Annotated in this window: 24 protein-coding genes; 19 read left to right on the forward strand and 5 right to left on the reverse strand. The window is 48.4% G+C overall.

Annotated elements, in window-relative coordinates; all coding sequences use genetic code 11:
• The first annotated feature begins 2 nt into the window (after nt 1-2).
• Together IRJ16_RS14795 and IRJ16_RS14800 are read left to right on the forward strand one after the other, a co-directional pair.
• On the forward strand, nt 3-1,166 hold the full coding sequence (locus IRJ16_RS14795; protein ID WP_194112379.1) for a chromate transporter: 1,164 nt from the start codon (nt 3-5) through the stop codon (nt 1,164-1,166).
• Nucleotides 1,167-1,375: 209 nt separating this feature from the next.
• Entirely contained in the window at nt 1,376-2,179 is an 804-nt protein-coding gene (locus IRJ16_RS14800; RefSeq protein ID WP_228080180.1) for a hypothetical protein, read from the forward strand.
• A 169-nt stretch (nt 2,180-2,348) separates the two neighbouring features.
• Here the strand turns inward: IRJ16_RS14800 and IRJ16_RS14805 are convergent, their stop codons facing one another.
• The 5 genes from IRJ16_RS14805 to IRJ16_RS14825 are packed head-to-tail and all read right to left on the reverse strand — an operon-like array spanning nt 2,349 to nt 6,399.
• Nucleotides 2,349-3,344, reverse strand: coding sequence for an SDR family oxidoreductase (locus IRJ16_RS14805; RefSeq protein ID WP_194112380.1), 996 nt, complete (start codon nt 3,342-3,344; stop codon nt 2,349-2,351).
• 1 nt (nt 3,345) lies between these two features.
• The gene (locus IRJ16_RS14810; protein ID WP_194112381.1) at nt 3,346-3,522 is read right to left on the reverse strand and encodes a DUF6496 domain-containing protein; all 177 of its coding nucleotides are present in this window, start codon (nt 3,520-3,522) and stop codon (nt 3,346-3,348) included.
• A gap of 30 nt (nt 3,523-3,552) precedes the next feature.
• Nucleotides 3,553-4,398: an SDR family oxidoreductase gene (locus tag IRJ16_RS14815; RefSeq protein WP_194112382.1), complete on the reverse strand. Its 846-nt coding sequence runs from the start codon at nt 4,396-4,398 to the stop codon at nt 3,553-3,555.
• A 7-nt stretch (nt 4,399-4,405) separates the two neighbouring features.
• Nucleotides 4,406-5,191, reverse strand: coding sequence for an SDR family NAD(P)-dependent oxidoreductase (locus tag IRJ16_RS14820; protein ID WP_194112383.1), 786 nt, complete (start codon nt 5,189-5,191; stop codon nt 4,406-4,408).
• A complete protein-coding gene (locus tag IRJ16_RS14825) occupies nt 5,191-6,399 on the reverse strand; it encodes a zinc-dependent alcohol dehydrogenase (RefSeq protein WP_194112384.1) in 1,209 nt (402 codons plus the stop codon). The genes IRJ16_RS14820 and IRJ16_RS14825 overlap by 1 nt, the downstream gene beginning before the upstream one ends.
• 106 nt (nt 6,400-6,505) lie before the next feature.
• Here IRJ16_RS14825 and IRJ16_RS14830 point away from each other — a divergent pair, with 106 nt between their 5' ends.
• From IRJ16_RS14830 to IRJ16_RS14910, 17 genes are all read left to right on the forward strand, one after another.
• Nucleotides 6,506-7,489 (forward strand): SDR family oxidoreductase, encoded by a 984-nt coding sequence (locus tag IRJ16_RS14830; RefSeq protein WP_194112385.1) that lies wholly within the window; start codon nt 6,506-6,508, stop codon nt 7,487-7,489.
• 115 nt (nt 7,490-7,604) lie between these two features.
• Nucleotides 7,605-7,952, forward strand: coding sequence for a hypothetical protein (locus tag IRJ16_RS14835; protein ID WP_194112386.1), 348 nt, complete (start codon nt 7,605-7,607; stop codon nt 7,950-7,952).
• 186 nt (nt 7,953-8,138) lie between these two features.
• On the forward strand, nt 8,139-8,687 hold the full coding sequence (locus tag IRJ16_RS14840) for a YciE/YciF ferroxidase family protein (protein WP_194112387.1): 549 nt from the start codon (nt 8,139-8,141) through the stop codon (nt 8,685-8,687).
• Entirely contained in the window at nt 8,677-10,890 is a 2,214-nt protein-coding gene (locus IRJ16_RS14845; RefSeq protein WP_194112388.1) for a catalase, read from the forward strand. The genes IRJ16_RS14840 and IRJ16_RS14845 overlap by 11 nt, the downstream gene beginning before the upstream one ends.
• Before the next feature lie 17 nt (nt 10,891-10,907).
• Nucleotides 10,908-11,435 carry an ankyrin repeat domain-containing protein gene (locus IRJ16_RS14850; protein ID WP_317174009.1) on the forward strand — a complete coding sequence of 176 codons (528 nt, stop codon included), beginning with the start codon at nt 10,908-10,910 and terminating at the stop codon, nt 11,433-11,435.
• 302 nt (nt 11,436-11,737) lie between these two features.
• Nucleotides 11,738-12,181: an Hsp20/alpha crystallin family protein gene (locus tag IRJ16_RS14855; protein WP_194112389.1), complete on the forward strand. Its 444-nt coding sequence runs from the start codon at nt 11,738-11,740 to the stop codon at nt 12,179-12,181.
• Nucleotides 12,182-12,253: 72 nt separating this feature from the next.
• Complete coding sequence (locus tag IRJ16_RS14860; RefSeq protein WP_194112390.1) at nt 12,254-12,550, forward strand: hypothetical protein; 297 nt, start codon at nt 12,254-12,256, stop codon at nt 12,548-12,550.
• Between the two features lie 209 nt (nt 12,551-12,759).
• Complete coding sequence (locus tag IRJ16_RS14865; protein ID WP_228080182.1) at nt 12,760-13,059, forward strand: hypothetical protein; 300 nt, start codon at nt 12,760-12,762, stop codon at nt 13,057-13,059.
• On the forward strand, nt 13,056-13,826 hold the full coding sequence (ku, locus tag IRJ16_RS14870) for a non-homologous end joining protein Ku (RefSeq protein ID WP_194112391.1): 771 nt from the start codon (nt 13,056-13,058) through the stop codon (nt 13,824-13,826). The genes IRJ16_RS14865 and ku overlap by 4 nt, the downstream gene beginning before the upstream one ends.
• Nucleotides 13,826-14,179, forward strand: coding sequence for a hypothetical protein (locus tag IRJ16_RS14875; RefSeq protein WP_194112392.1), 354 nt, complete (start codon nt 13,826-13,828; stop codon nt 14,177-14,179). The genes ku and IRJ16_RS14875 overlap by 1 nt, the downstream gene beginning before the upstream one ends.
• A 23-nt stretch (nt 14,180-14,202) precedes the next feature.
• Entirely contained in the window at nt 14,203-14,445 is a 243-nt protein-coding gene (locus IRJ16_RS14880) for a hypothetical protein (RefSeq protein ID WP_194112393.1), read from the forward strand.
• Between the two features lie 7 nt (nt 14,446-14,452).
• Nucleotides 14,453-15,241 (forward strand): exodeoxyribonuclease III, encoded by a 789-nt coding sequence (gene xth / locus IRJ16_RS14885; RefSeq protein WP_194112394.1) that lies wholly within the window; start codon nt 14,453-14,455, stop codon nt 15,239-15,241.
• Nucleotides 15,238-15,972, forward strand: coding sequence for a DUF3891 family protein (locus IRJ16_RS14890; RefSeq protein WP_194112395.1), 735 nt, complete (start codon nt 15,238-15,240; stop codon nt 15,970-15,972). The genes xth and IRJ16_RS14890 overlap by 4 nt, the downstream gene beginning before the upstream one ends.
• Nucleotides 15,973-16,316: 344 nt before the next feature.
• Nucleotides 16,317-16,976: a DUF6766 family protein gene (locus tag IRJ16_RS14895; protein WP_194112396.1), complete on the forward strand. Its 660-nt coding sequence runs from the start codon at nt 16,317-16,319 to the stop codon at nt 16,974-16,976.
• Nucleotides 16,977-16,986: 10 nt separating this feature from the next.
• Complete coding sequence (locus IRJ16_RS14900) at nt 16,987-17,484, forward strand: CinA family protein (protein WP_194112397.1); 498 nt, start codon at nt 16,987-16,989, stop codon at nt 17,482-17,484.
• 24 nt (nt 17,485-17,508) lie between these two features.
• Complete coding sequence (locus IRJ16_RS14905) at nt 17,509-19,062, forward strand: FAD-dependent oxidoreductase (RefSeq protein ID WP_194112398.1); 1,554 nt, start codon at nt 17,509-17,511, stop codon at nt 19,060-19,062.
• On the forward strand, nt 19,055-20,101 hold the full coding sequence (locus tag IRJ16_RS14910) for a glycoside hydrolase family 130 protein (RefSeq protein ID WP_194112399.1): 1,047 nt from the start codon (nt 19,055-19,057) through the stop codon (nt 20,099-20,101). The genes IRJ16_RS14905 and IRJ16_RS14910 overlap by 8 nt, the downstream gene beginning before the upstream one ends.

Genomic DNA, 20,101 nt, shown 5'->3' on the forward strand with positions numbered 1-20,101 from the left:
TCATGGCAGCAAAGCAGTATTCCCTGAAAGACATTACCCTTTACTTTTTGAAGCTGGGCACCTGGGGCTTTGGCGGCCCCGTAGCGCTGGTTGGCTATATGCACCGTGACCTGGTGGAACAAAAGAAGTGGCTGACCGAAGAAGAATATAAAGAGGGACTGGCGCTGGCACAGTTAGCGCCGGGTCCGCTGGCGGCGCAATTGGGTATCTACATCGGATATGTACATTACGGTTTGCTTGGTGCTACCTTTACGGGGCTCGCCTTTGTGTTGCCATCTCTTATCATGGTTGTTTTACTTGGCATGATCTATCAACTCTACAGTGGCCTCAGTTGGATGCGCGATGTATTTTACGGTGTGGGTGCGGCGGTGATCGGCATCATTGCCATCAGTGCTTATAAGCTCACGCTTAAATCAGTCGGCAAACTTAATATCGCAGCGATAAAGGCCAGTTGGCTTTTATGGTTTTTCTACCTCGTGGCGATCACAATTACCATTATCACCCAGCAGGAACAGGTCTTACTTTTTATCGGCTGCGGGCTGATCTACATGGTGGTGAAAGCGCCACCGGCCTGGCTAAAAAAGCCGGCAACTTTACCAGCCGTAATGCTGGCCGGCATCGGTTTCTGGAACTACTCCAGAGACACCCTCACCGAGATCGGCTTGTTCTTTTTGAAAGCCGGTACTTTTGTGTTTGGCAGCGGCCTGGCGATCGTTCCCTTTTTGCACGCAGGCGTAGTGAACGATCATCACTGGCTCACGGAAAACCAATTTGTGGATGCTGTGGCGGTGGCCATGATCACACCAGGCCCGGTAGTGATCACCGTAGGCTTTATTGGTTATCTGGTGAACGGCTTTCCCGGTGCAGCGGTTGCCGCACTGGCCACTTTCCTGCCTTGTTTTCTGTTTACCGTTGTCCTGGCACCGTATTTTAAAAAGATCGCGAAGAACACCAGTATCAAGGCGTTTGTAGATGGTATTACAGCAGCGGTGATCGGCGCGTTAGTGGGATCAGTGATCATTATTGCCACGCGTTCTATCATCGATATACCAACAGCGCTTATAGCCGTGACAACTGGACCGGCACTCATCTACGTAAAGAAAATCCAGGAGCCTTATGTCATTGCTGCTGCGGCTCTCATCGGCATATTGATCAAAAGCATCTAAATAAATGAAACGTTAAAATGCAGCTTGGATGGGCTTATCAGGCAAAGATCTGAATGGACCTGACCATAGGTCATCTGATGATGTCGGTATAACTTAAGGTCAGTAATATCCACTATGATGAATGATCAATTCGCCGGCTATCGCAGAGATCCATCTAAAATGTCTTCCTATTTTCTATAATTCCGGATTACATTTAATTTCGCGCCTGAATGAAATACAATTTTGAGCGGATAAAGGCAGATGTGAAGCGCCTTCATGTCCAGGGAGTAAGTTTGCTAAATGCAATAAGAGATGAACAATTCCCTAAGCAGATGGAAGAGCATTTCACACAAGTACTTAAAAAAAACTATCAGGAATTTAAGAAAGGATTACCGGTATTCAGTGCTTCGTACCAAACATGGTATAGTGAAGCTCTTCCTTTGATCAAGATCCTTTTGCCTTTGCGCTATAATGACTTTATCCGTTTATATGAAAAGCCCAAGGTTCGCAAAGAGATCACTAAAGAAAATTATGTGATCGAAGATTATTTGAGCGATACCGTTGTGACCACTGGTTTCGATAAAAAAGTGGTTGCAGGACCGGATGCCGCCATCCCGGCATTTGAACAACAATTTCATATCGTCGGAGCGATCTTGAACACCCTCGAAAGTTCATTACTTGATATCCGGCGTGAGATCCAGGCGGAACTATTAGATGCGGAATTGGAAAAAGCGGCTTTGTTAGCAAAAGGCAAATTATACCGTCCGGCAGGGATCGTTGCTGGGATCGTTTTGGAAAAACACCTTGAACACGTTTGTGAGCGCAGGCAACTCAAAATTAGCCGGAAGACGATTGCAGACATGAATGAAGCTCTCAAGAAATATGAGGTCATTGGTTTCCCAGAATACCGGCACATCGGGTTGCTTGCTGAACTTTACCAGCTTTGCGTCCAGAATAAAAAACGCGAACCTGAACAAAATGAAGTCGCCGATCTAATCAACGGTGCAGATAAGATGATAAAGACAATATTTTGATGGTTATGAAAATATATAAGCTAACGCCCCTCTTGCAGTAACATTACGACAATAAGTGATGTGGTTCTTTTATCATTATTTCAGCTGTGGCTATATCGCTACTAACGTGAATGCCCAACTCGTGGCTGGGCATTCGATTATAGTTAACATCATATTCTGCTCAATTAAATCAAGCTTTCCCGCCGCCGTTGGCGCCGTATATCTGTCCGGTTGAAAAGCTCGCATCGCTTGCTGCTAATTGTACATAAATGGAGGCGAGTTCTACGGGTTGTCCTGGACGAGCCAAAGCGGTCTGTCCGCCGAATTCTTTAAGCTTTTCCATGGTCGCCCCGCCGCTTACCTGCAACGGTGTCCAGATCGGGCCAGGCGCTACACCATTCACCCGAATACCTTTTGGCCCTAACTGTTTTGCCAGCGATTTCACATAATTAGTGGTTGCGGCTTTGGTTTGCGCGTAATCATACAGATCGCCTGATGGATCAGTAGCCTGTTCGGACGTCGTACCGATGATCACCGAACCCGGTTTCAAGTGTGGCAATGCTGCTTTAGTAGTCCAGAAGGGTGCGTATATATTTGTTTTAATGGTCGCGTCAAACGCTTCACTGGTAATGTCCAGGATAGACTTCTGTGTTTGCTGCCTGGCTGCGTTGTTCACCAGGATGTCCAGCCCGCCTAATTGTTTAACGGCTTCGTCTACCAATTTTTTACAAAAAGCCTCGTCGCGCAGGTCGCCGGGAATGGCGATAGCTTTGACGCCTTCCTTTTTAATTAATGCGATCACTTCCTGCGCATCTGCCTCTTCCGTCGGATAATAATTAATGGCTACATCCGCGCCTTCACGTGCGTAGGCGATGGCAGCAGCGCGGCCCATACCGGAATCACCACCAGTGATGAGTGCCTTACGACCTTTCAGTCTTCCCGACCCCTTGTAGCTTGTCTCACCATGATCGGGTTTCGGTGTCATTTTGCCGGCCAATCCCGGCCATTCCTGCTTTTGCTCCTGAAAAGGTGGCCTGGGGTATTTGGTGGTCGGGTCTTCCAATGCTACGTTTTCCATAGTTTTATCATTTACGGCACCAAAGGCCGGTGCAACAGCTGCTGCCGCCAGCGTGGTGCCAAGGCCGGCGACCATTTGGCGCCGACTCATTTTATTTTTTTCATCCATCTCAGTTTTTCTTTTTTGGTGCTTTAGCGCCTTCTTTTCGGGCTTCGGAAAGTCCGATAGCGATGGCTTGTTTTTTACTGGTAACTTTTTTACCGCTGCCGCTTTTGAGCGTGCCCTCTTTTTCTTCGTGTAAAGCCTGGTGGACCTTGTCCTCTGCCTTTTCTGAATATTTAGCCATAGTATTGTTGTTTTCTGTTATTGTTTTTTTTTAACCATTGACAACTTCGCCGCCATTAACGTGAATGACCTGACCAGTGATAAAAGACGCGTCGTCCGAAGCCAGGAAAACATAGGCCGGGCCGAGTTCTGATGGCTGGCCGGCTCGTTTCATCGCGGTCTCGCTGCCAAACGATCTGATCTTTTCCTCATCAAAAGTGGCAACGATCAGTGGCGTCCAGACCGGCCCGGGTGCTACCGCATTCACCCTTATTTTCTTTTCCGTCAGATTCGTCGCAAGAGATCGGGTAAAGCTGGTGATAGCGCCCTTAGTAGAAGAATAGTCGATCAGGTTCGGTGAGGAACGGTAAGCGGTAACCGAGGTCGTATTGATGATACAGTCACCTTCGTGCATGTGCTCCAGCGCCTCGTTGGCAAAATGGAAGTAGGCAAAGATATTGGTCCGGAAAGTATCCTCCAGCTGTTTTTCATCAATGGACTTAGGGTCTTTTTGCGGTAGTTGCATGCCGGCGTTGTTGACCAGAATATTCAGTTTACCCAGATTGGCAACGGTGCTTTGGATCGCTTTTTTACAAAAAGCAGCTTTTTTAACATCGCCTTTAATGAGCAGGCATTGGCGTCCTTCCGCCTCGACCATTTCTTTGGTAGCCTTAGCGTCAATATCTTCGTTAAGATAAACGATCGCCACATCAGCGCCTTCCCGTGCGAAGTGAACGCTGACAGCACGACCGATACCTGAATCACCGCCGGTAATGAGCGCCACTTTATCTTTAAGTTTGTGAGAACCTTGATAACTGCTCCTGATATATTCCGGAGCCGGATCCATCTTCGCTTCGATGCCCGGCTGCCGGTTTTGTTTTGCGGGTGCTTTTGCCATGGCGTAATTACTTTTGTTCTACAGGTTTTTGCTGTTCGTACATCGTATGAGCGACATTGCTATCCGGGATCAGGCTGCTCACGTTTACTTCCACTTTGTTCTTAAATCCAGAGATCATACGATCGGCACCGGCCATCAGCGCGTCATAACCGTCCTTCGCTACGTCAGCCGGATCTGATAGGGCCTCCTTATCCTGCACGATCTTGCTGTCCTGCATACCGGCTTTGTTAAAGAAGTCAGTATCAGTAGCACCTGGCAGCAGAGCGGTGATAGTGATGCCGGAATCTTTCAGTTCTTCGCGGATAGCGGTTGTAAAGGAAAGCACAAAAGCTTTGGTAGCATGGTAGACGGCTTGCCACGGGCCGGGCAATTTACCGGCTACCGACCCAAGGTTAAGGATCTTGCCTTCGCCCCGGTCGGCCATTTGTCTTACGAAATGCTTGGTCAGGATAACGGTTGCACAGATGTTCAGATGGATGATGCCGAGCTCGCGTTCCAGTTCATTGTCTTTGAATAAGCCGTAAACACCCATGCCGGCGTCGTTCACCAGTACATCAACGCGCTGGGTAACTTCGCTGCACAAAGCCTTGGCCTGTTCCATGTCGGACAGGTCTTTCGCAATCGTTTGTACGCTGACGCCTGATGTTTCCAACTCGGCTTTAGTGCTGTCCAGTTCGGTTTGGTCGCGCGCTACGATGATCAGGTTATAATTGTCTCTGGCGAACAGTTTCGCCAGTTCTTTACCGATACCGCTGGTACCGCCGGTGATCAGTGCTGTTTTTTGATTTTCCATTAATTCTCGATCTTTACAGGTTCGGTGTTTTCGGTTTCTTTTCTTTGCTCCCAAGGTTTCAATACCACTTTAACGCAATCCTCCTGCTTTTTATCAAAGATCTCGTAACCATGTGTCACTTCGCTGAGCGGCAAAGTGTGGGTAATGATGTCGTCCAGCACAACCTTTTCGGTTTTCACCAGTTCGATCAGGTGATCGATATAGTTCAGCACCGGGGCCTGGCCCATTTTAAGGGTAATGCCCTTGTCGAATAGCCGGTGCAGCGGGAAGTTATCATAGGTGGAGCCATAAACGCCCATAATAGATACAGTACCCATACGGCGTACAGCTCTGAAGGCCAGATCAAGCACTTTCATGCTGCCGACCTCGAAATTTATCAGTGCTTTCGCTTTGTCCACGATATTGCGTTCCGGCTCGAAGCCGACCGCTTCCACGCAAACATCGGCGCCGCGGCCACCGGTCATTTCCCGGATGGCTTCTACCACATCCACTTCATTGGGATTCAGGGTCTCGACTTTGTTGACCGCGCGGGCTTTGTCAAGGCGGTAGTTGAGCGGATCGATAGCAATGACGCGGCTGGCACCGTTGATCCAGGCGGCTTTCTGCGCCATCAGGCCAACCGGGCCGGAACCGAATATGGCCACCACCTCACCGCCTTTCAGTTGCGCCCAGTCAATAGCGGACCAGCCGGTAGGAAATATATCGGTCAGGAAGAGTACCTGTTCATCGCTCATGTTATCCGGAACGATGCGCGGGCTGATGTCGGCGTAAGGAACGCGTACATATTCTGCCTGCCCCCCGGAATACCCCCCGTACAGATCGGTGTAACCGAACAGGGCTGCGCCTTTTTGGTCGGCCATATCACCGTTAGGTCCATAATGTTTATAGTTCGAGTTCTCGCAGGCGGGAGAAGCGTCGTGCTGGCAGAAAAAACAATGCCCGCAGGAGATCGGGAAAGGCACGACCACGCGGTCGCCTTTTTTCAGGTTCTTAACGCCTTTGCCTACTTCTTCGACGATACCCATGAATTCATGACCCATGACCATGGGTTTGGGTTGTGGCACACCGCCGCTTAAAATATGCAGGTCGGAACCGCAGATGGCGGTCGAAGTGACTTTTAGGATCACGTCGGAATCCTGTAATAAACGCGGATCTTCTACCGTGTCATAGCGAATATCGCCGGGTTTGTGAAATACTGCTGCTTTCATAAGATAGATGTGATGATTGATGTATCTGTTTAACTTTAAGTAAAATTATTTGTTTAATAATATTTAAAATAGCAAACACAGCATGCCGGGATTTTGTAGTAGATTCATGAGTAAGATCAACCACCTGCCGGGAAGCACGATTGTGATCACCGGCGCATCGAGCGGCGCAGGCCGAGCAGCCGCTTTAGAATTCGCTAAACAAGGCTGTAATCTGGTGCTGGCGGCGCGGAACGAGGCTGCCCTGAACGAAGTCAAAGCCGAATGTGAGAGCCTTGGGGCGCAGGCGCTGGTGGTGGTGACCGATACCAGTGAAAGCAGATCAATGATCAATTTGGCGAACGCGGCAATAGACTGGCAGGACCGGATAGATGTCTGGGTCAATAATGCCGGTGTACTGGCTGCCGGTGACTTTGATAAAATGCCGATGGCGGTGCACGAGCAAGTGATCAAAACCAATCTGTTGGGTTATATGAATGGCGCGCATGCCGTGCTTCCGTTCTTTAAGGAGCAAGGCCGGGGTATACTGATCAATAACATTTCTATAGGCGGCTTCCTGCCGGTGCCCTATGGTGCGGGTTACACCGCGGCCAAATTCGGTTTGCGCGGCTGGTCGGAAGCGCTTAAAGCTGAATTAACGGAGTTCCCGGAGATCTACGTGTGCGACCTGTTCCCGGCTTTTTTGGACACACCGGGTATCCAGCATGCGGGTAACCATACCGGAAAACTATTGAAACCCGCGCCGCCGGTCTACGATCCGGCGCGACTGGCGCAGACGATGGTGAAGGTAGCACAAGGCCCGTCCGCCAATACTTATGTGGGGAGTGTTTCTTTATTATTGAAATTTGGCCACGCAGTCTTTCCGGAACTGATGACCAAGGCTACTGGTTTTGTAATGCGCCGTTATTTGAATTCAGCTGATCCTATTCCACTAAGTGATGGCAATGTATTTACAACCGTAGATTATGGCATGAGTACACACGGCGGTTTTGGGTTGCCGGGAGCACCGAAGGCGCACCGTAAATATATCGCTGGCGCTTTGCTGGTCGGCATAGCGGCGGGGAGCCTGCTTTTTTTCCGTCGGTTTAAATAACCACCTTGTCCCAATTCCGATCGATAAAGATCGAAACATATCAGCCTGATAGCAGTTATATCAGCTCAACCGTTACTCGGGGCATTGAGCTTTGGGCAGCTATTAACCCGAAGCGATGACAACTTTATTTTTTCAGCTGCAGCGTCAGCTTTCCTTAATGATAGTCCCTGATACCCTGGCGCATCTGAACGGACATACTATTATCACCCATACATATAGTATCTACAAAGACACGGGGATGGGCGATCCGTTACTCTCGCGCAGCAAAGAAAGCACGCTTCATCTGGAAAAGATCGATGACCCTAACTATTTTGGGTTTATCACTTTTGAAATGCCGGATAAGCTTTTCAGCTACACGGCGGACGGGGCGTTGGAGTTGGAAGCCGGCGAAGCGCAGGAGATCATTGAATTTCTCAGTGACGTCCGCACCAACCCGTCACTTTGGAAAAATATAGACCAGTGAACGCTTCTATTAATGGCCCTCCAATGACGTTTCGTTTTAATTAAAAACATTCGTATAATAATTAAATATTTTTTAGACCCTGGAACAAATATTCCCATTAGTGGTTTAAAAAGAAGTAGCCGCTCCATTCTGCCAAGCCCACGCGAATTATTCCGATTTACATATACCTCAAGATCATAAAATACTATGCCTAAAGAAACCGGGGAACCGAAATTCAGCACCAAAACATCGCCTAAAGCCGAACCGGCTTTACTGGAATTATTTACCGATGGGATCAAAGACATTTACTGGGCGGAGAACCACCTCGTAAAAACCCTTCCGAAAATGCAAAAGGCCGCCACCTCCAAAACGCTTGTCGCCGCTATCGAAAGCCATTTGGAAGAGACTAAAACCCATGTCAGCCGATTGGAGCAGGTCTTTGAACTGCTGGGCGAAAAAGTGCAGGCACAGAAATGCGACGCCATGGAAGGCCTGGCCAAAGAAGGCGAAGGAATTATCGAAAGTACCGAACCAGGTACCGCCACGCGGGACGTGGGCATTATACTGGCTTCGCAAAAGGTAGAGCACTATGAGATCGCCACCTATGGCGGCCTGACCCAGCTGGCCCAAACCCTTGGTTTGGATGAAGTGGCCGAACTCCTTTACCAGACGCTGACCGAAGAAAAAGCGGCCGATCAGAAACTGACCGATGTAGCCGAAAGTGACATTAATTACCAAGCAGCAGATGAGCAATAAAAAACCGTCACCTAAAATGGGTACCGAAGGCGTGATCGATAAACAATTGGTCGGCCAACCCGAAAATGATAAGACCACACAACTGGCAGCACATACGGCCGATGGTGCTGGTGAGCACATGAATACCAATACCGGCCTGCCCATCAATGATGACCAGAACTCGCTGAAAGCGGGTGACCGCGGCCCGACGCTTTTAGAAGATTTTATCCTACGGGAAAAGATCACGCACTTTGACCATGAACGGATCCCGGAACGGGTGGTGCATGCCCGTGGTTCGGGCGCGCATGGCGTTTTCCAGGTTTACGAACCATTGGAGGAATATACCAAGGCCGGATTTTTAAATGACCCGAAACGCGAGACGCCTGTCTTTGTGCGTTTTTCTACAGTGGCCGGTTCACGTGGTTCCAGTGACCTGGCGCGCGATGTCCGGGGTTTCGCGGTGCGGTTTTACACGCCTGAAGGTAATTTTGATTTGGTGGGCAACAACATGCCTGTCTTCTTTATCCAGGATGCTATCAAATTCCCCGACCTGATCCACGCGGTGAAACCCGAACCCGATAACGAGATCCCGCAGGCCGCCTCAGCGCATGATACTTTCTGGGATTTTATCTCCCTGATGCCCGAATCGGCGCATATGGTGATGTGGGCCATGAGCGACCGTGCTTTGCCACGCAGTTACCGGATGATGGAAGGTTTCGGGGTACATACTTTCCGTTTGATCAATGCCGAAGGCAAGGCCAGCTTCGTGAAATTCCACTGGAAGCCGTTGTTAGGCGTACACTCGGTGGCCTGGGACGAAGCGCAGAATATTTCGGGTAAAGACCCTGACTTTCACCGCCGCGACCTCTGGGACGCTATTGAGAGCGGCGCTTTCCCGGAATGGGAACTGGGTTTGCAGATCATCCCGGAAGAAGACGAATTTAAATATGAATTCGACCTGCTCGATCCCACCAAACTGGTTCCGGAAGAATTGGTGCCGGTGCAACGTGTCGGTAAATTGACCCTGAACCGCAACCCGGACAATTTCTTCGCGGAGACGGAGCAGATCGCTTTTCACCTGGGACACATCGTACCAGGTATCGATTTCAGCAATGATCCTTTATTGCAAGGTCGTTTGTTCTCTTATACGGATACGCAACTGACCCGTTTGGGCGGGCCGAACTTCCAGGAGATCCCGATCAACCGGCCTATCGTGCCGGTTTATAATAACCAGCGCGATGGGTTTATGCGCCAAACTATCAATAAAGGAAAAACCAGTTATAGCCCGAACTCCTTAGGCAATAACGACCCGCAGCAGGTCAAGGAGGCTGAAGGTGGTTTTGTGAGTTATCGTGAACGCATCGAAGCCCGTAAAGAGCGTTTAAGAAATAAAAGTTTCTTTGACCACTTCAGCCAGGCGCGGTTGTTCTTTAACAGCCAGTCCGACCCGGAGAAAAACCATATCGTAGATGCTTTGACCTTCGAACTGGGCAAGGTAAAAACGGTCGCCATCCGTGAACGCATGCTGGGCATCTTGGCGCAGATTGATAAAGGCCTGGCTACACAGGTAGCGTATGGGTTGGGCCTGCATTTACCAACCGATCTGCCGACCAATCAAAGTATTCCGGCCGACGGTGACCCGGTCGATTATGCATCCGTACAGGTGGATGGTTCATTAAAGAAATCTGAAGCCCTCAGTATGGCGAATACTGTTAAAGATAGCATCGAAAGCCGTAAGATTGCTATCCTTGCTGCCGATGGTGCCAATGCGGCAACAATTACTAATGTAAAAGATAAATTGACCGCTGAAGGCGCGGTGGTGGAAGTTATTGCTCCCCGTGGTGGTTTCCTGACCGCCGCCGATGATACGCAGATCGAAGTTGACCAAAGCTTTTTGACCGCCGCTTCAGTATTGTTCGATGCGGTCTATGTAGCCGGTGGCAGCAACGCGGTAGCTTCGCTGGAGGCAGAAGCGAATGCGGTACATTTTTTAAATGAGGCGTTCAAGCATTGCAAAGCCATCGCGGCGCATGAGGATGCCATGCAGGTATTGGAAGCGACCTATTTCAGCAAAAAGCTACCACCGGATTATAAAGAGGAAAGCGTACTTTCTGAAGGACTATTGGTGGGCGACGGCAGCACCAAGTTTGCGGACTTATTTGTAAAAATGATCGCGCAGCACCGTTTCTGGGAAAGAGAAAAGCCGCGTTTGATCCCGGCATAATTTACTAACGCCCCGGCTTGCCGGGGCATTTTACGTTTCAACCTATGGATAACATCATTATACCTCTGATCAACGCCGCCCGGATCGGCGATCTTCAACAATTGAAGGCGCTGGTTACGGCGGAGAATATTAACCTGCGGGACGAAAAAGGCTATACACCGCTGATCATAGCCTCTTACAACCACCAGCTGACTGCAGCCAAATGGTTGATCGAACAGGGTGCCGACGTGGACGCTGCCGACTTCGGCGGTAACACGGCGCTGATGGGCGCGGCATTTAAAGGGTACGCAGATATTGCAGAACTCCTGATCGATCATTGTGCCGACCTTGATCGGCAGCACGGGAACGGCGGTACGGCGCTCATGTTTGCGGCAATGTTCGGCCGGAATGACTTGCTGAGCTTATTATTAAAACATGGTGCCAATGCGGCACTTGCCGATAGTCGTGGTCTAACGGTATTTGACCTGGCTGCCCAGCAGGGGAATGAGGAGGCCATCAACATCCTGGAAGAACATACTGCCCAAAAAAAGGCAGCGTTAGATTGAACTGATGCCCGCCCCAATAATTAGCAGGCGTGTTTTGGAAAAGAAGATATGCTGGCACTCTGGACGAATTCGGGTTACTGATCACTTATTTAAACATATTATGGATCGAAAATGCTATCGAAATTCCTTCATAGATCCTTTTTATTGAAAAATTGTCATGAGGACGCTGTAAATTTTTCACTTTGGCTGTAAAATTTACAGCTTCGTTAAGGTGTACGTCGATTGGCACGGAGCTTGAAATGAGGAAATTAGTTTAATTAATTATAAGTTTTAATCATTATTCAATTAAGGAGGACAGACCTATGACACTGGTTAAATTTAATTCCGACAATCGTAACAACGCTTCATTACTGCCAAGCTTTAATGATGTATTTGATTCCATTTTCTCCGATACATTTTTCAATGACCGCCTGACCTGCCGGGTTCCTGCGGCCAACATCAGCGAAACTGAAGATCACTTCCATATAGAGCTCGCTGCGCCTGGTTTAAAAAAAGAAGATTTCAGATTGAACCTGGACCGTAATGTGCTGAATATTTCTGTGGAGCAACGCACTGGAAACAACGATCAGCACAAGAATTACAGCAAGTGCGAATTCAGTTATGCATCGTGGGTGCGTTCATTTACCCTCCCTGAAAGCGCGGATACCGAAAGGATCGAAGCGAGTTACACAGATGGTGTGTTGAAGATCGACATTGCCAAACGTGAGGAAGCAAAAGTTGTGCGCCGCCAGATCGAGATCAAATAATCTTTAACTATATAAGTTGATTTAAAAGGCCCTGCATGCGGGGCCTTTTAGGGTTAATGGTATTAATTGATTATGAAAGATCGATTCACTTTATTGCTCAGTTTGAAAACGCCGAACTGTTTTGAAGTTTTCGGTGAATTTGGTATCGGCGATGATCGGCCGAATGCGGTAGCATTGTTTGATAGTTTGCAGGGTAATAACGTGCTGAACGAGTTGGACGTACTGCATATTGACCTGATAGAAGCGGACGGACCGCTGCCGGCAAAAGTGCAGACGAAATCCTGCCGTTTGGATGAGCTGGCGGCTAACTGTAAATTGATCACCCGTGAAGTTTTCCGTCAAAAAAATCTAAATGTACATGAAGAATAAAATAATACTGATACAGACATTAAAAGCGTGCTCGGAATTTTACCCGCAGCCCATCGGGTTTTCTGTACCGCATCTAACTAAGCTTGCGGGTCATTGTCTATTTCATATTCATTTGTACAATTAAGCTATTGCGGTTCGGCAAACATCTTTGATAGATACAGAGGTTTCTATCATATTAAGGCACCTTATCGTGTTTGAGTTATGAAACAATGAGGCGATCGGACAGTTGTATGTTCATGGATAATTACCCGATCACCATTACCGTGGATAAGCAAGAACATCATTTCGAGGTAGGGGAATATGCCCATCACGAAGATGGTAAATGCAAGTTCCGCGTCTACGAGGACGGCTCGTATGTGGCGAGCTTTTCGCCGGACGATCACGATTTTTTACATATCTGCCAGAATCCTGGCGGAATAGATGAAGAGATCCTTCATTTGCTGGCCGACAAGATCGAGGCGCATCACCCGCATGGTGTTAATGGCAATATCAGAAAACTAAAGATATGAGAAGCATTTGGACCGGCTCCATCGGTTTTGGCCTGGTGAGTATACCTATTAAATTATTTTCCGCTGTTCAGGAAACCCGGCTTGACCTTGACATGCTGGACAGCCGTGACCATGCGCATATCAAATTTCAACGTGTCAATGAGAATACGAAAAAGGAAGTGCCCTATGATAAGATCGTCAAGGGTTATAAGTATGATGAAGATTATGTGATCATCGAAGACGCCGACTTTGAAGCTGCGGCACCGGAGAAGAGCAAGGTGATCGAGATCGAGAGTTTTGTCGATGTCGTTTCGGTCAACCCCATGTTTTACGAGACCTCTTACTACACCGAACCTGCGACCAAAAACAATAAAGCTTACGCTTTGCTGCTGGAAGCCCTGAAAAGATCAGGGAAGGCCGGACTGGCTCGGTTCGTTTTACGCAGCACCGAAAGCTTATGTATCGTACACCCGGTCGAAAAGGTGATCATGGTAACCCGTATACGTTTTGCGCAGCAGATCCGTGACCAGGAAGACCTGAAACTGGACGATAAGATTAAAGTCAGCGAAAAGGAACTGAAAATGGGCCTGGCACTGATCGATCAGTATGCCGAGCCGCTTGATCTTTCTAAGTACAAGGATGAATATCATACAGAGCTTATGAATATCATCGAGCAGAAAGCAAAAGGCAAACGTCCGACGATCAAAAAATTAAAACCGAAAGCGGCCAAAGGCGACGATCTTTATGATCAGCTGATGAGCAGTTTAAAAACAAAGAAGGGAGCCTGATGATCAACCCTGTACAGACCACTATTCCGCAAGCCGATGGCAGTGACCGTTACGTCATCATTGAACCGATCCTGGAAAGGGATGCCGATGATAAATTACAGCCGACCGGTGTCTTTAAGATCTATAAAGCGATCAAAGGCGACGAGACCCACTTGTTCACGGAGCCCGCCGAGCGTGCCGGCAAGGCTGATGAACTTACTGATGAGGAGAATCCGGACTACCTGGGTAAATTCATTTCCGAGAACGGCGTTGTCCAGCATTTCCAGGGTCAGGTATTAAGCGTTGCTGAACAGGCTTATCTGGCTGTAGTTATTGAGACCCTTACTGAACCTGATATTCCTTCGGAACATTAATACTGCAAACCTGTTAGGTTGATATGAAACAGTCATTGAAAAAAGAAGATCTTACCCGTCTGTTCGTCGGTATCGCGGTCGGCATTACAGCAGGCATTGGTCTGGGCTGGTTGTTCCTGACCGGCAAAGGCGCACAATATCGTAGTCAGATCAGCCGCCGTTTCCAGGAAGGCTTAAGTGATAAGGCAGCCGAGGTCATTGATAAAAAGACGATCATTCCCAAAAAGGCGGCGAAGTTGGCAACCGACGCGGTGATCAAAGATTAGTTCAGGCGTGAAGATCGCGACCTATAACATTAACGGCATCAACGGGCGGATTGAAAATCTGCTGGGCTGGCTTGCTGAAGCAAAGCCGGATGTCGTTTGCTTACAGGAACTAAAAACGGAAGACCATAAATTTCCCGAGCGTGTCTTGCTAGACAAGCGTTACCACGCGATCTGGCAGGGCCAGAAAAGCTGGAACGGAATAGCTATTCTATCCCGTTTTGGCGATATCCAGGAGACCCGTCGCGGCTTGGACGGCGACCCGGATGATACCCATAGCCGATATATCGAAGCATATATTAACGGTATCGTGATCGGGTGCCTCTATTTACCGAACGGCAATCCATTCCCGGGACCGAAATTCGACTATAAATTGAAATGGATAAAAAGGCTGATCGCCCATGCAAAGAAATTACAGGGCTTTGGCCTCCCGTTCGCACTGATCGGAGACTATAACATCATGCCAACCGAACTGGACACCTATAAACCCGAAAAATATGTCGAAAATGCACTGTTTCGTCCGGAGGCAAGAAAGCTCTGGCGGACATTGCTCAAATTGGGTTTAACGGATGCCATCCGGTATTTATATCCGCAAGAACGGGTCTATACTTTTTGGGATTACCTGCGCAATGCGTTTGGAAGAAATGCCGGACTTCGGTTGGATCATTTTTTATTGGATGACACACTGAAAAACAGACTTCTTTCGGCCGGCGTTGACAAAGATGTTCGTGGCTGGGAACATTCCAGCGACCATGCGCCGGTATGGATCGAACTGGCAGACCAAACCCAAAAAACATGATCGTAAATTATACCGAAAACGGCTGGGAAGTGATCACCCAGCGTGCACATGGATTACTCGCTGCGGAGATCGCAGCAAATTGGAAGCATAGCATTCGTACGGAACGCTGGACGGAGACCTTACTGGCGATCGCGGAGCATGATGATGCACAGGTAGAGCTGGAACGTGATAACCTTCTTACCGCGCAGGGCGGGCCGGTAGATTTTAAAATGAAAGCGTTCGAAGAACGGCATTGTACACAAACGATGAATTTTGCTTTAAGTAAAAGCCGCTATATCGGCTTGTTGTCATCCATGCACCTGGATTTTGTTTATTCTAAAGATCGCTCGCGGGATAAAAAAGCCAGTATCTTTTTGAACGATCAGAAAGAGCTCAGGCGACAGTTGCGTAAGGATTTAGGTCTCACGATCAAAGAAGCAGAGGGGGATTACCGGCTTATGGAATGGTGTGACGCGCTTTCTCTTTTGCTTTGTCAGCATGAAAATCAACCGGAAGCAAGATCCGTAGAGATAAGTGAAGGTCCTGATAAAAAGGATTACAGGCTATTACAGATCGATGAAGGACTGCTCACTGTTAAACCTTGGCCATTTGAGAGCGATAGTTTTGACGTCTACTTTGAAACCCGGCTGATCCCGCAGCTTACCTTTAAGAACTCGGATGAATTCCGCTCTGCATTCCGCAAAGCCAAAGTGGTCGAAAAACGATGGTCAGTTACAAAAGATAAGCGGTAATTAAATAAGATAAGATGATCAACGCATTACGCGGGTTCCTGTCGGCTATATGATATGACCTTCTTTGTAATTAGACTGTACTCTTCAACATAGAGATCGATCAGATCAGATTACTACGGATTCGTTAACTTTAAAAACCGGATTCTTTATTACTTAAACAGCCAACAGTAAGCTAAGTTTGACATCCGAAGAGTTATCAAAAGTGATCGAGCATCTATATACGGGTCGATGGTGGTTGAAAAATTATCCGTCTTACCATAACATCTGTTTAAAATAATTATCGTTCTAATTAATTTAAAAACATTTTGGTGGTAAGAAGGTTATCATCCATAACCTTATAGCCTATGAAAAAGTCAGGATTTGTTTACCGCAATGGCTTAAGCCTTGTGTTTTTATTACTATTCCTGATCACCCTGATCGCACAAGCGCTAACAGGCTGGAAAGAGCATAATCAGGAACTTCAGGATGAAAACGCCACGGCTTTAGCTTTTTCCGCTTATCTTTCTACAGGTCACTTCATTTCCTCGACTTTCGAGAATTTCCAGAGTGAATTTTTGCAAATGGCTTTATATGTCATTCTTACCATCGGTTTACGTCAACAGGGTTCCGCCGAATCCAAAAGCCTGGACGAGGCAGAAGAAGTAGATCGCGAACCAATTGCCTCCGCAGATGCTCCAGGGCCTGTCAAGAAAGGCGGCTGGATATTAAAACTTTACAGCCATTCCTTATCTATCGTTTTTATACTGCTGTTCTTGGTGAGCTGGGGCTTACACCTCTGTGGCAGCTGGATCGATCATAATGACAAGCAACAGCTGCAAGGGAAAGCTCTTCAGGGCTTGTTCACCTATTTAGGCGAACCGAACTTCTGGTTCGAGACCTTCCAGAACTGGCAAAGTGAATTCCTATCCGTTCTATCGATCGTTGTACTAACTATTTTCCTGCGGCAAAAAGGTTCGCCGGAATCTAAACCAGTAGACGCACCGCACATGGAAACTGGAAAATAATTTAATGATCATGGCTGAAGAAAAGATCCTGACATGCAGTAAGTTTTTGGCCAATAATGGGCTGACGATCGCTTTTGTTGAAAGCGCTACAGCGGGCTGGCTGTGTTCCGAATTCGCGCTGGCGCCTGAGTCAGGTCAGGTATTAAAGGGCGGCATCGTTTGTTATGATGCCCAGTTAAAAGAAGACCTGTTGCAGGTGCCACATGAACTCATTAAAACATTTACGCCGGAGTCGCAGGAAGTGACCGACGAACTGGCACGGCGCTTAGGCACCTTGATCCCATCGGATATTCAGGTTGCCGTAACCGGACTTACCGGCCCGGGCGGCAGTGAGACCGCTGATAAACCGGTCGGCACGATGTTTATCTCCGCCATGATCGAAGGAAGGCTGATCAGTTATAGGCAAGTCTTTGAAGGGCCATGCGAAGAGATCATTCACCAAACGGTCAACGCGGCGGCAGAGATCATTACGAATGAGGTTTCAAATATCAGGGATACACATTTATAACACATTCAAACATCACCTATATCTATGACAACGCATAAAAGATCAAGTACTGGCCGCGATGGCGCTCATGACAGCCCCTGGCAAGATCAGCTCACCGGAAATTTAGCAGGATCATCTGGTTTTTCGACAGACACCATTTATGACTGCCTCATCATTGGAGCAGGCATTACGGGTCTGACCGCCGCCTTGCTTTTACAGAACGCGGGAAAAAAAGTGATCATCGCCGAGGCCCACTGCCTTGGTTTTGGAACTACCGGCGGCACCAGTGCGCACATCAATACCTTCGCAGACACCACTTACAAAGAAGCAGAGAGTGCTTTTGGAAAAGAAGGCGCACAGCTATTTGCTGACGCCGTCAACGAAGGGGCCGGACTGCTCAAAGCCAATATTAGCGCTTACCAGATTGATTGCGACTTTGAGACCAAGACAGGTTATGTGTATGCCGAGGACGAAAAGCAGGCCAAACAACTGGCTGACATATTTGATGGCGCAAAAGCGGTTGGGGTTCCGGCTTACTATGTTGATCAGGCGCCTGCAGCGGTACCTTATCAGGCGGCACTGGAATTCCCCGATCAGGCGCAGTTTCACCCGATCAAATATCTGCAAGCTTTACTAGAAGAATATTTGGAAGCCGGCGGCATCCTTTTGGCTAACGCCAAAATTGAAACGCTAATAACCGAAAATGAGCTGCATATCGCGGAGATACCACAAGGCGCAATCAAGGCCAGGCAAGTGATCTATGCAACACATATTCCTCCGGGTATCAATTCTTATAGCCTGCGTTGCGCACCCTATCGCAGTTATGTACTGGCGGTAAAGTTAAAAGGCGATACCTATCCGGATGCTTTGGTTTACGATATGCAGGAGCCTTATCATTATTTTCGGACGCATGTGGTCGATGGTGAAAAGCTGCTCATCGCCGGCGGCAATGACCACAAGACCGGCCATGACGAGCCGGAAAAGGCATTTGCCGATCTGGTGAAATATGTACGGGATAATTATGATGTATCATCAGTAAAATACCGCTGGTCAAGCCAGTATTATGTTCCGGTGGATGGCTTTCCTTACATCGGGCAAATGCCCGAAGCTGCCAAAGGCATTTATTGTGCTACCGGTTATAATGGCAATGGTATGATGCTGGGTAGTATAGCCGGTAAGATCCTGAGCGACCTGGCGCAAGGTAAAGATAATAAATATGCAGACATCTTCAGTCCATCCCGCTTGAAACCGATTGCCGGTTTCACGGCTTTTGTGCAGGAGAACGCGGATGTGGCCTATCACTTTGTAGCCGACCGGTTCGGCATTCACGAAACGGATTCATTAAAACGATTATCGCCCGGAACCGGGCAGGTTGTCGAAGTAGACGGAAAAAAGATCGCCGCTTACCGCGACGATTCGGGTAAGATCCATGCGCTCAGCCCGGTCTGCACGCATGCCGGTTGTATCGTAAACTGGAACGGTGAAGAGAAAAGCTGGGATTGCCCTTGCCATGGTGCACGTTATGATATTGATGGTAAGGTACTGACCGGCCCCGCGACGCTGAATTTAGCAACTATTGATCCTGAGAATAATGCGTGACCTTGCACAACGATTTCCTGAAAATCCGCTGCTCCTTCCAAAGGACCTGGCTCCGAGCGGTCCGGGCCTGCAGGTCATCAGCTTGCTGAACCCCGGCGTGTTTCGGTACCACAAAAAAATATGGTTGCTGGTACGGGTGGCTGAAGGCGTTGCCGAAAAGGAAGGTGTGATCTTCTTTCCTGCACTGAACGCTACCGGCAACACCGAGATCATTGAAGTACCGTTGAATGATCCCGACCTGATCGCGACAGATGCCAGGGTGATCAATTACAAAGGCCTTGATTACCTGACGACCATATCTCATTTAAGGTTGTTATCCAGCGAAGATGGCATACACTTTACGGAGCCGCAAAGCTCTGCATCCCTGTTTGGCGCCGGTTACCTCGAACGGTTTGGTATCGAAGATTGCCGGGTGACCCGGATCGATGATACGTACTACCTGACCTATACCGCTGTTTCCGATAGCGGCGTTGGCGTCGGCTTACAAACAACAAAAGACTGGCAGCATTTTGAACCGGGCGGCATGATCCTGCCGCCGCATAATAAGGATTGCGCCATTTTCGAGGAAAAGATAAACGGGAAATATTTTTGCCTGCACCGCCCGAGCAGTAAAGAGATCGGTGGCAATTATATCTGGCTGGCTGAATCGTCCGACAGCCGGCAATGGGGTAATCATCATTGCCTGATCAAAACAAGGCCGGGCCTGTGGGACAGTGCCCGTGTAGGCGCCGGTGCGGCCCCGATCCGAACTGCGCAGGGCTGGCTGGAAATTTACCATGGTGCCAACGAACAACACCAGTACTGTCTTGGCGCTTTTTTGATGGACCTGGACGATCCATCAAAAGTGATCGGCCGGACGACCGAACCGATTATGGTACCGACAGAACCTTACGAACTTAGCGGCTTTTTTGGCTATGTGGTCTTCACCAACGGGCATATCGTCAATGGCGATCAGCTGACCATTTATTACGGGGCGGCTGACGAGTTCGTTTGCGGCGCGCATTTTTCAATTACCGAAATATTAAACCAACTAAACTGA

It is taken from the genome of Mucilaginibacter myungsuensis (genome assembly GCF_015222005.1).
GTDB lineage: Bacteria > Bacteroidota > Bacteroidia > Sphingobacteriales > Sphingobacteriaceae > Mucilaginibacter > Mucilaginibacter myungsuensis.

Bases quoted from the DNA above. Each gene is read 5' to 3' on its own strand.
- IRJ16_RS14815 (WP_194112382.1), bottom strand. From the start codon at position 4,398: ATGGCAAAAGCACCCGCAAAACAAAACCGGCAGCCGGGCATCGAAGCG.
- IRJ16_RS14855 (WP_194112389.1), top strand. From the start codon at position 11,738: ATGACACTGGTTAAATTTAATTCCGACAATCGTAACAACGCTTCATTA.
- IRJ16_RS14820 (WP_194112383.1), bottom strand. From the start codon at position 5,191: ATGGAAAATCAAAAAACAGCACTGATCACCGGCGGTACCAGCGGTATC.
- IRJ16_RS14810 (WP_194112381.1), bottom strand. From the start codon at position 3,522: ATGGCTAAATATTCAGAAAAGGCAGAGGACAAGGTCCACCAGGCTTTA.
- IRJ16_RS14910 (WP_194112399.1), top strand. From the start codon at position 19,055: ATGCGTGACCTTGCACAACGATTTCCTGAAAATCCGCTGCTCCTTCCA.
- IRJ16_RS14805 (WP_194112380.1), bottom strand. From the start codon at position 3,344: ATGGATGAAAAAAATAAAATGAGTCGGCGCCAAATGGTCGCCGGCCTT.
- IRJ16_RS14795 (WP_194112379.1), top strand. From the start codon at position 3: ATGGCAGCAAAGCAGTATTCCCTGAAAGACATTACCCTTTACTTTTTG.
- IRJ16_RS14905 (WP_194112398.1), top strand. From the start codon at position 17,509: ATGACAACGCATAAAAGATCAAGTACTGGCCGCGATGGCGCTCATGAC.
- IRJ16_RS14840 (WP_194112387.1), top strand. From the start codon at position 8,139: ATGCCTAAAGAAACCGGGGAACCGAAATTCAGCACCAAAACATCGCCT.
- ku (WP_194112391.1), top strand. From the start codon at position 13,056: ATGAGAAGCATTTGGACCGGCTCCATCGGTTTTGGCCTGGTGAGTATA.
- IRJ16_RS14860 (WP_194112390.1), top strand. From the start codon at position 12,254: ATGAAAGATCGATTCACTTTATTGCTCAGTTTGAAAACGCCGAACTGT.
- IRJ16_RS14825 (WP_194112384.1), bottom strand. From the start codon at position 6,399: ATGAAAGCAGCAGTATTTCACAAACCCGGCGATATTCGCTATGACACG.
- IRJ16_RS14900 (WP_194112397.1), top strand. From the start codon at position 16,987: ATGGCTGAAGAAAAGATCCTGACATGCAGTAAGTTTTTGGCCAATAAT.
- IRJ16_RS14865 (WP_228080182.1), top strand. From the start codon at position 12,760: ATGAGGCGATCGGACAGTTGTATGTTCATGGATAATTACCCGATCACC.
- IRJ16_RS14845 (WP_194112388.1), top strand. From the start codon at position 8,677: ATGAGCAATAAAAAACCGTCACCTAAAATGGGTACCGAAGGCGTGATC.
- IRJ16_RS14895 (WP_194112396.1), top strand. From the start codon at position 16,317: ATGAAAAAGTCAGGATTTGTTTACCGCAATGGCTTAAGCCTTGTGTTT.
- IRJ16_RS14800 (WP_228080180.1), top strand. From the start codon at position 1,376: ATGAAATACAATTTTGAGCGGATAAAGGCAGATGTGAAGCGCCTTCAT.
- IRJ16_RS14830 (WP_194112385.1), top strand. From the start codon at position 6,506: ATGAGTAAGATCAACCACCTGCCGGGAAGCACGATTGTGATCACCGGC.
- IRJ16_RS14890 (WP_194112395.1), top strand. From the start codon at position 15,238: ATGATCGTAAATTATACCGAAAACGGCTGGGAAGTGATCACCCAGCGT.
- IRJ16_RS14880 (WP_194112393.1), top strand. From the start codon at position 14,203: ATGAAACAGTCATTGAAAAAAGAAGATCTTACCCGTCTGTTCGTCGGT.
- IRJ16_RS14835 (WP_194112386.1), top strand. From the start codon at position 7,605: ATGACAACTTTATTTTTTCAGCTGCAGCGTCAGCTTTCCTTAATGATA.
- IRJ16_RS14875 (WP_194112392.1), top strand. From the start codon at position 13,826: ATGATCAACCCTGTACAGACCACTATTCCGCAAGCCGATGGCAGTGAC.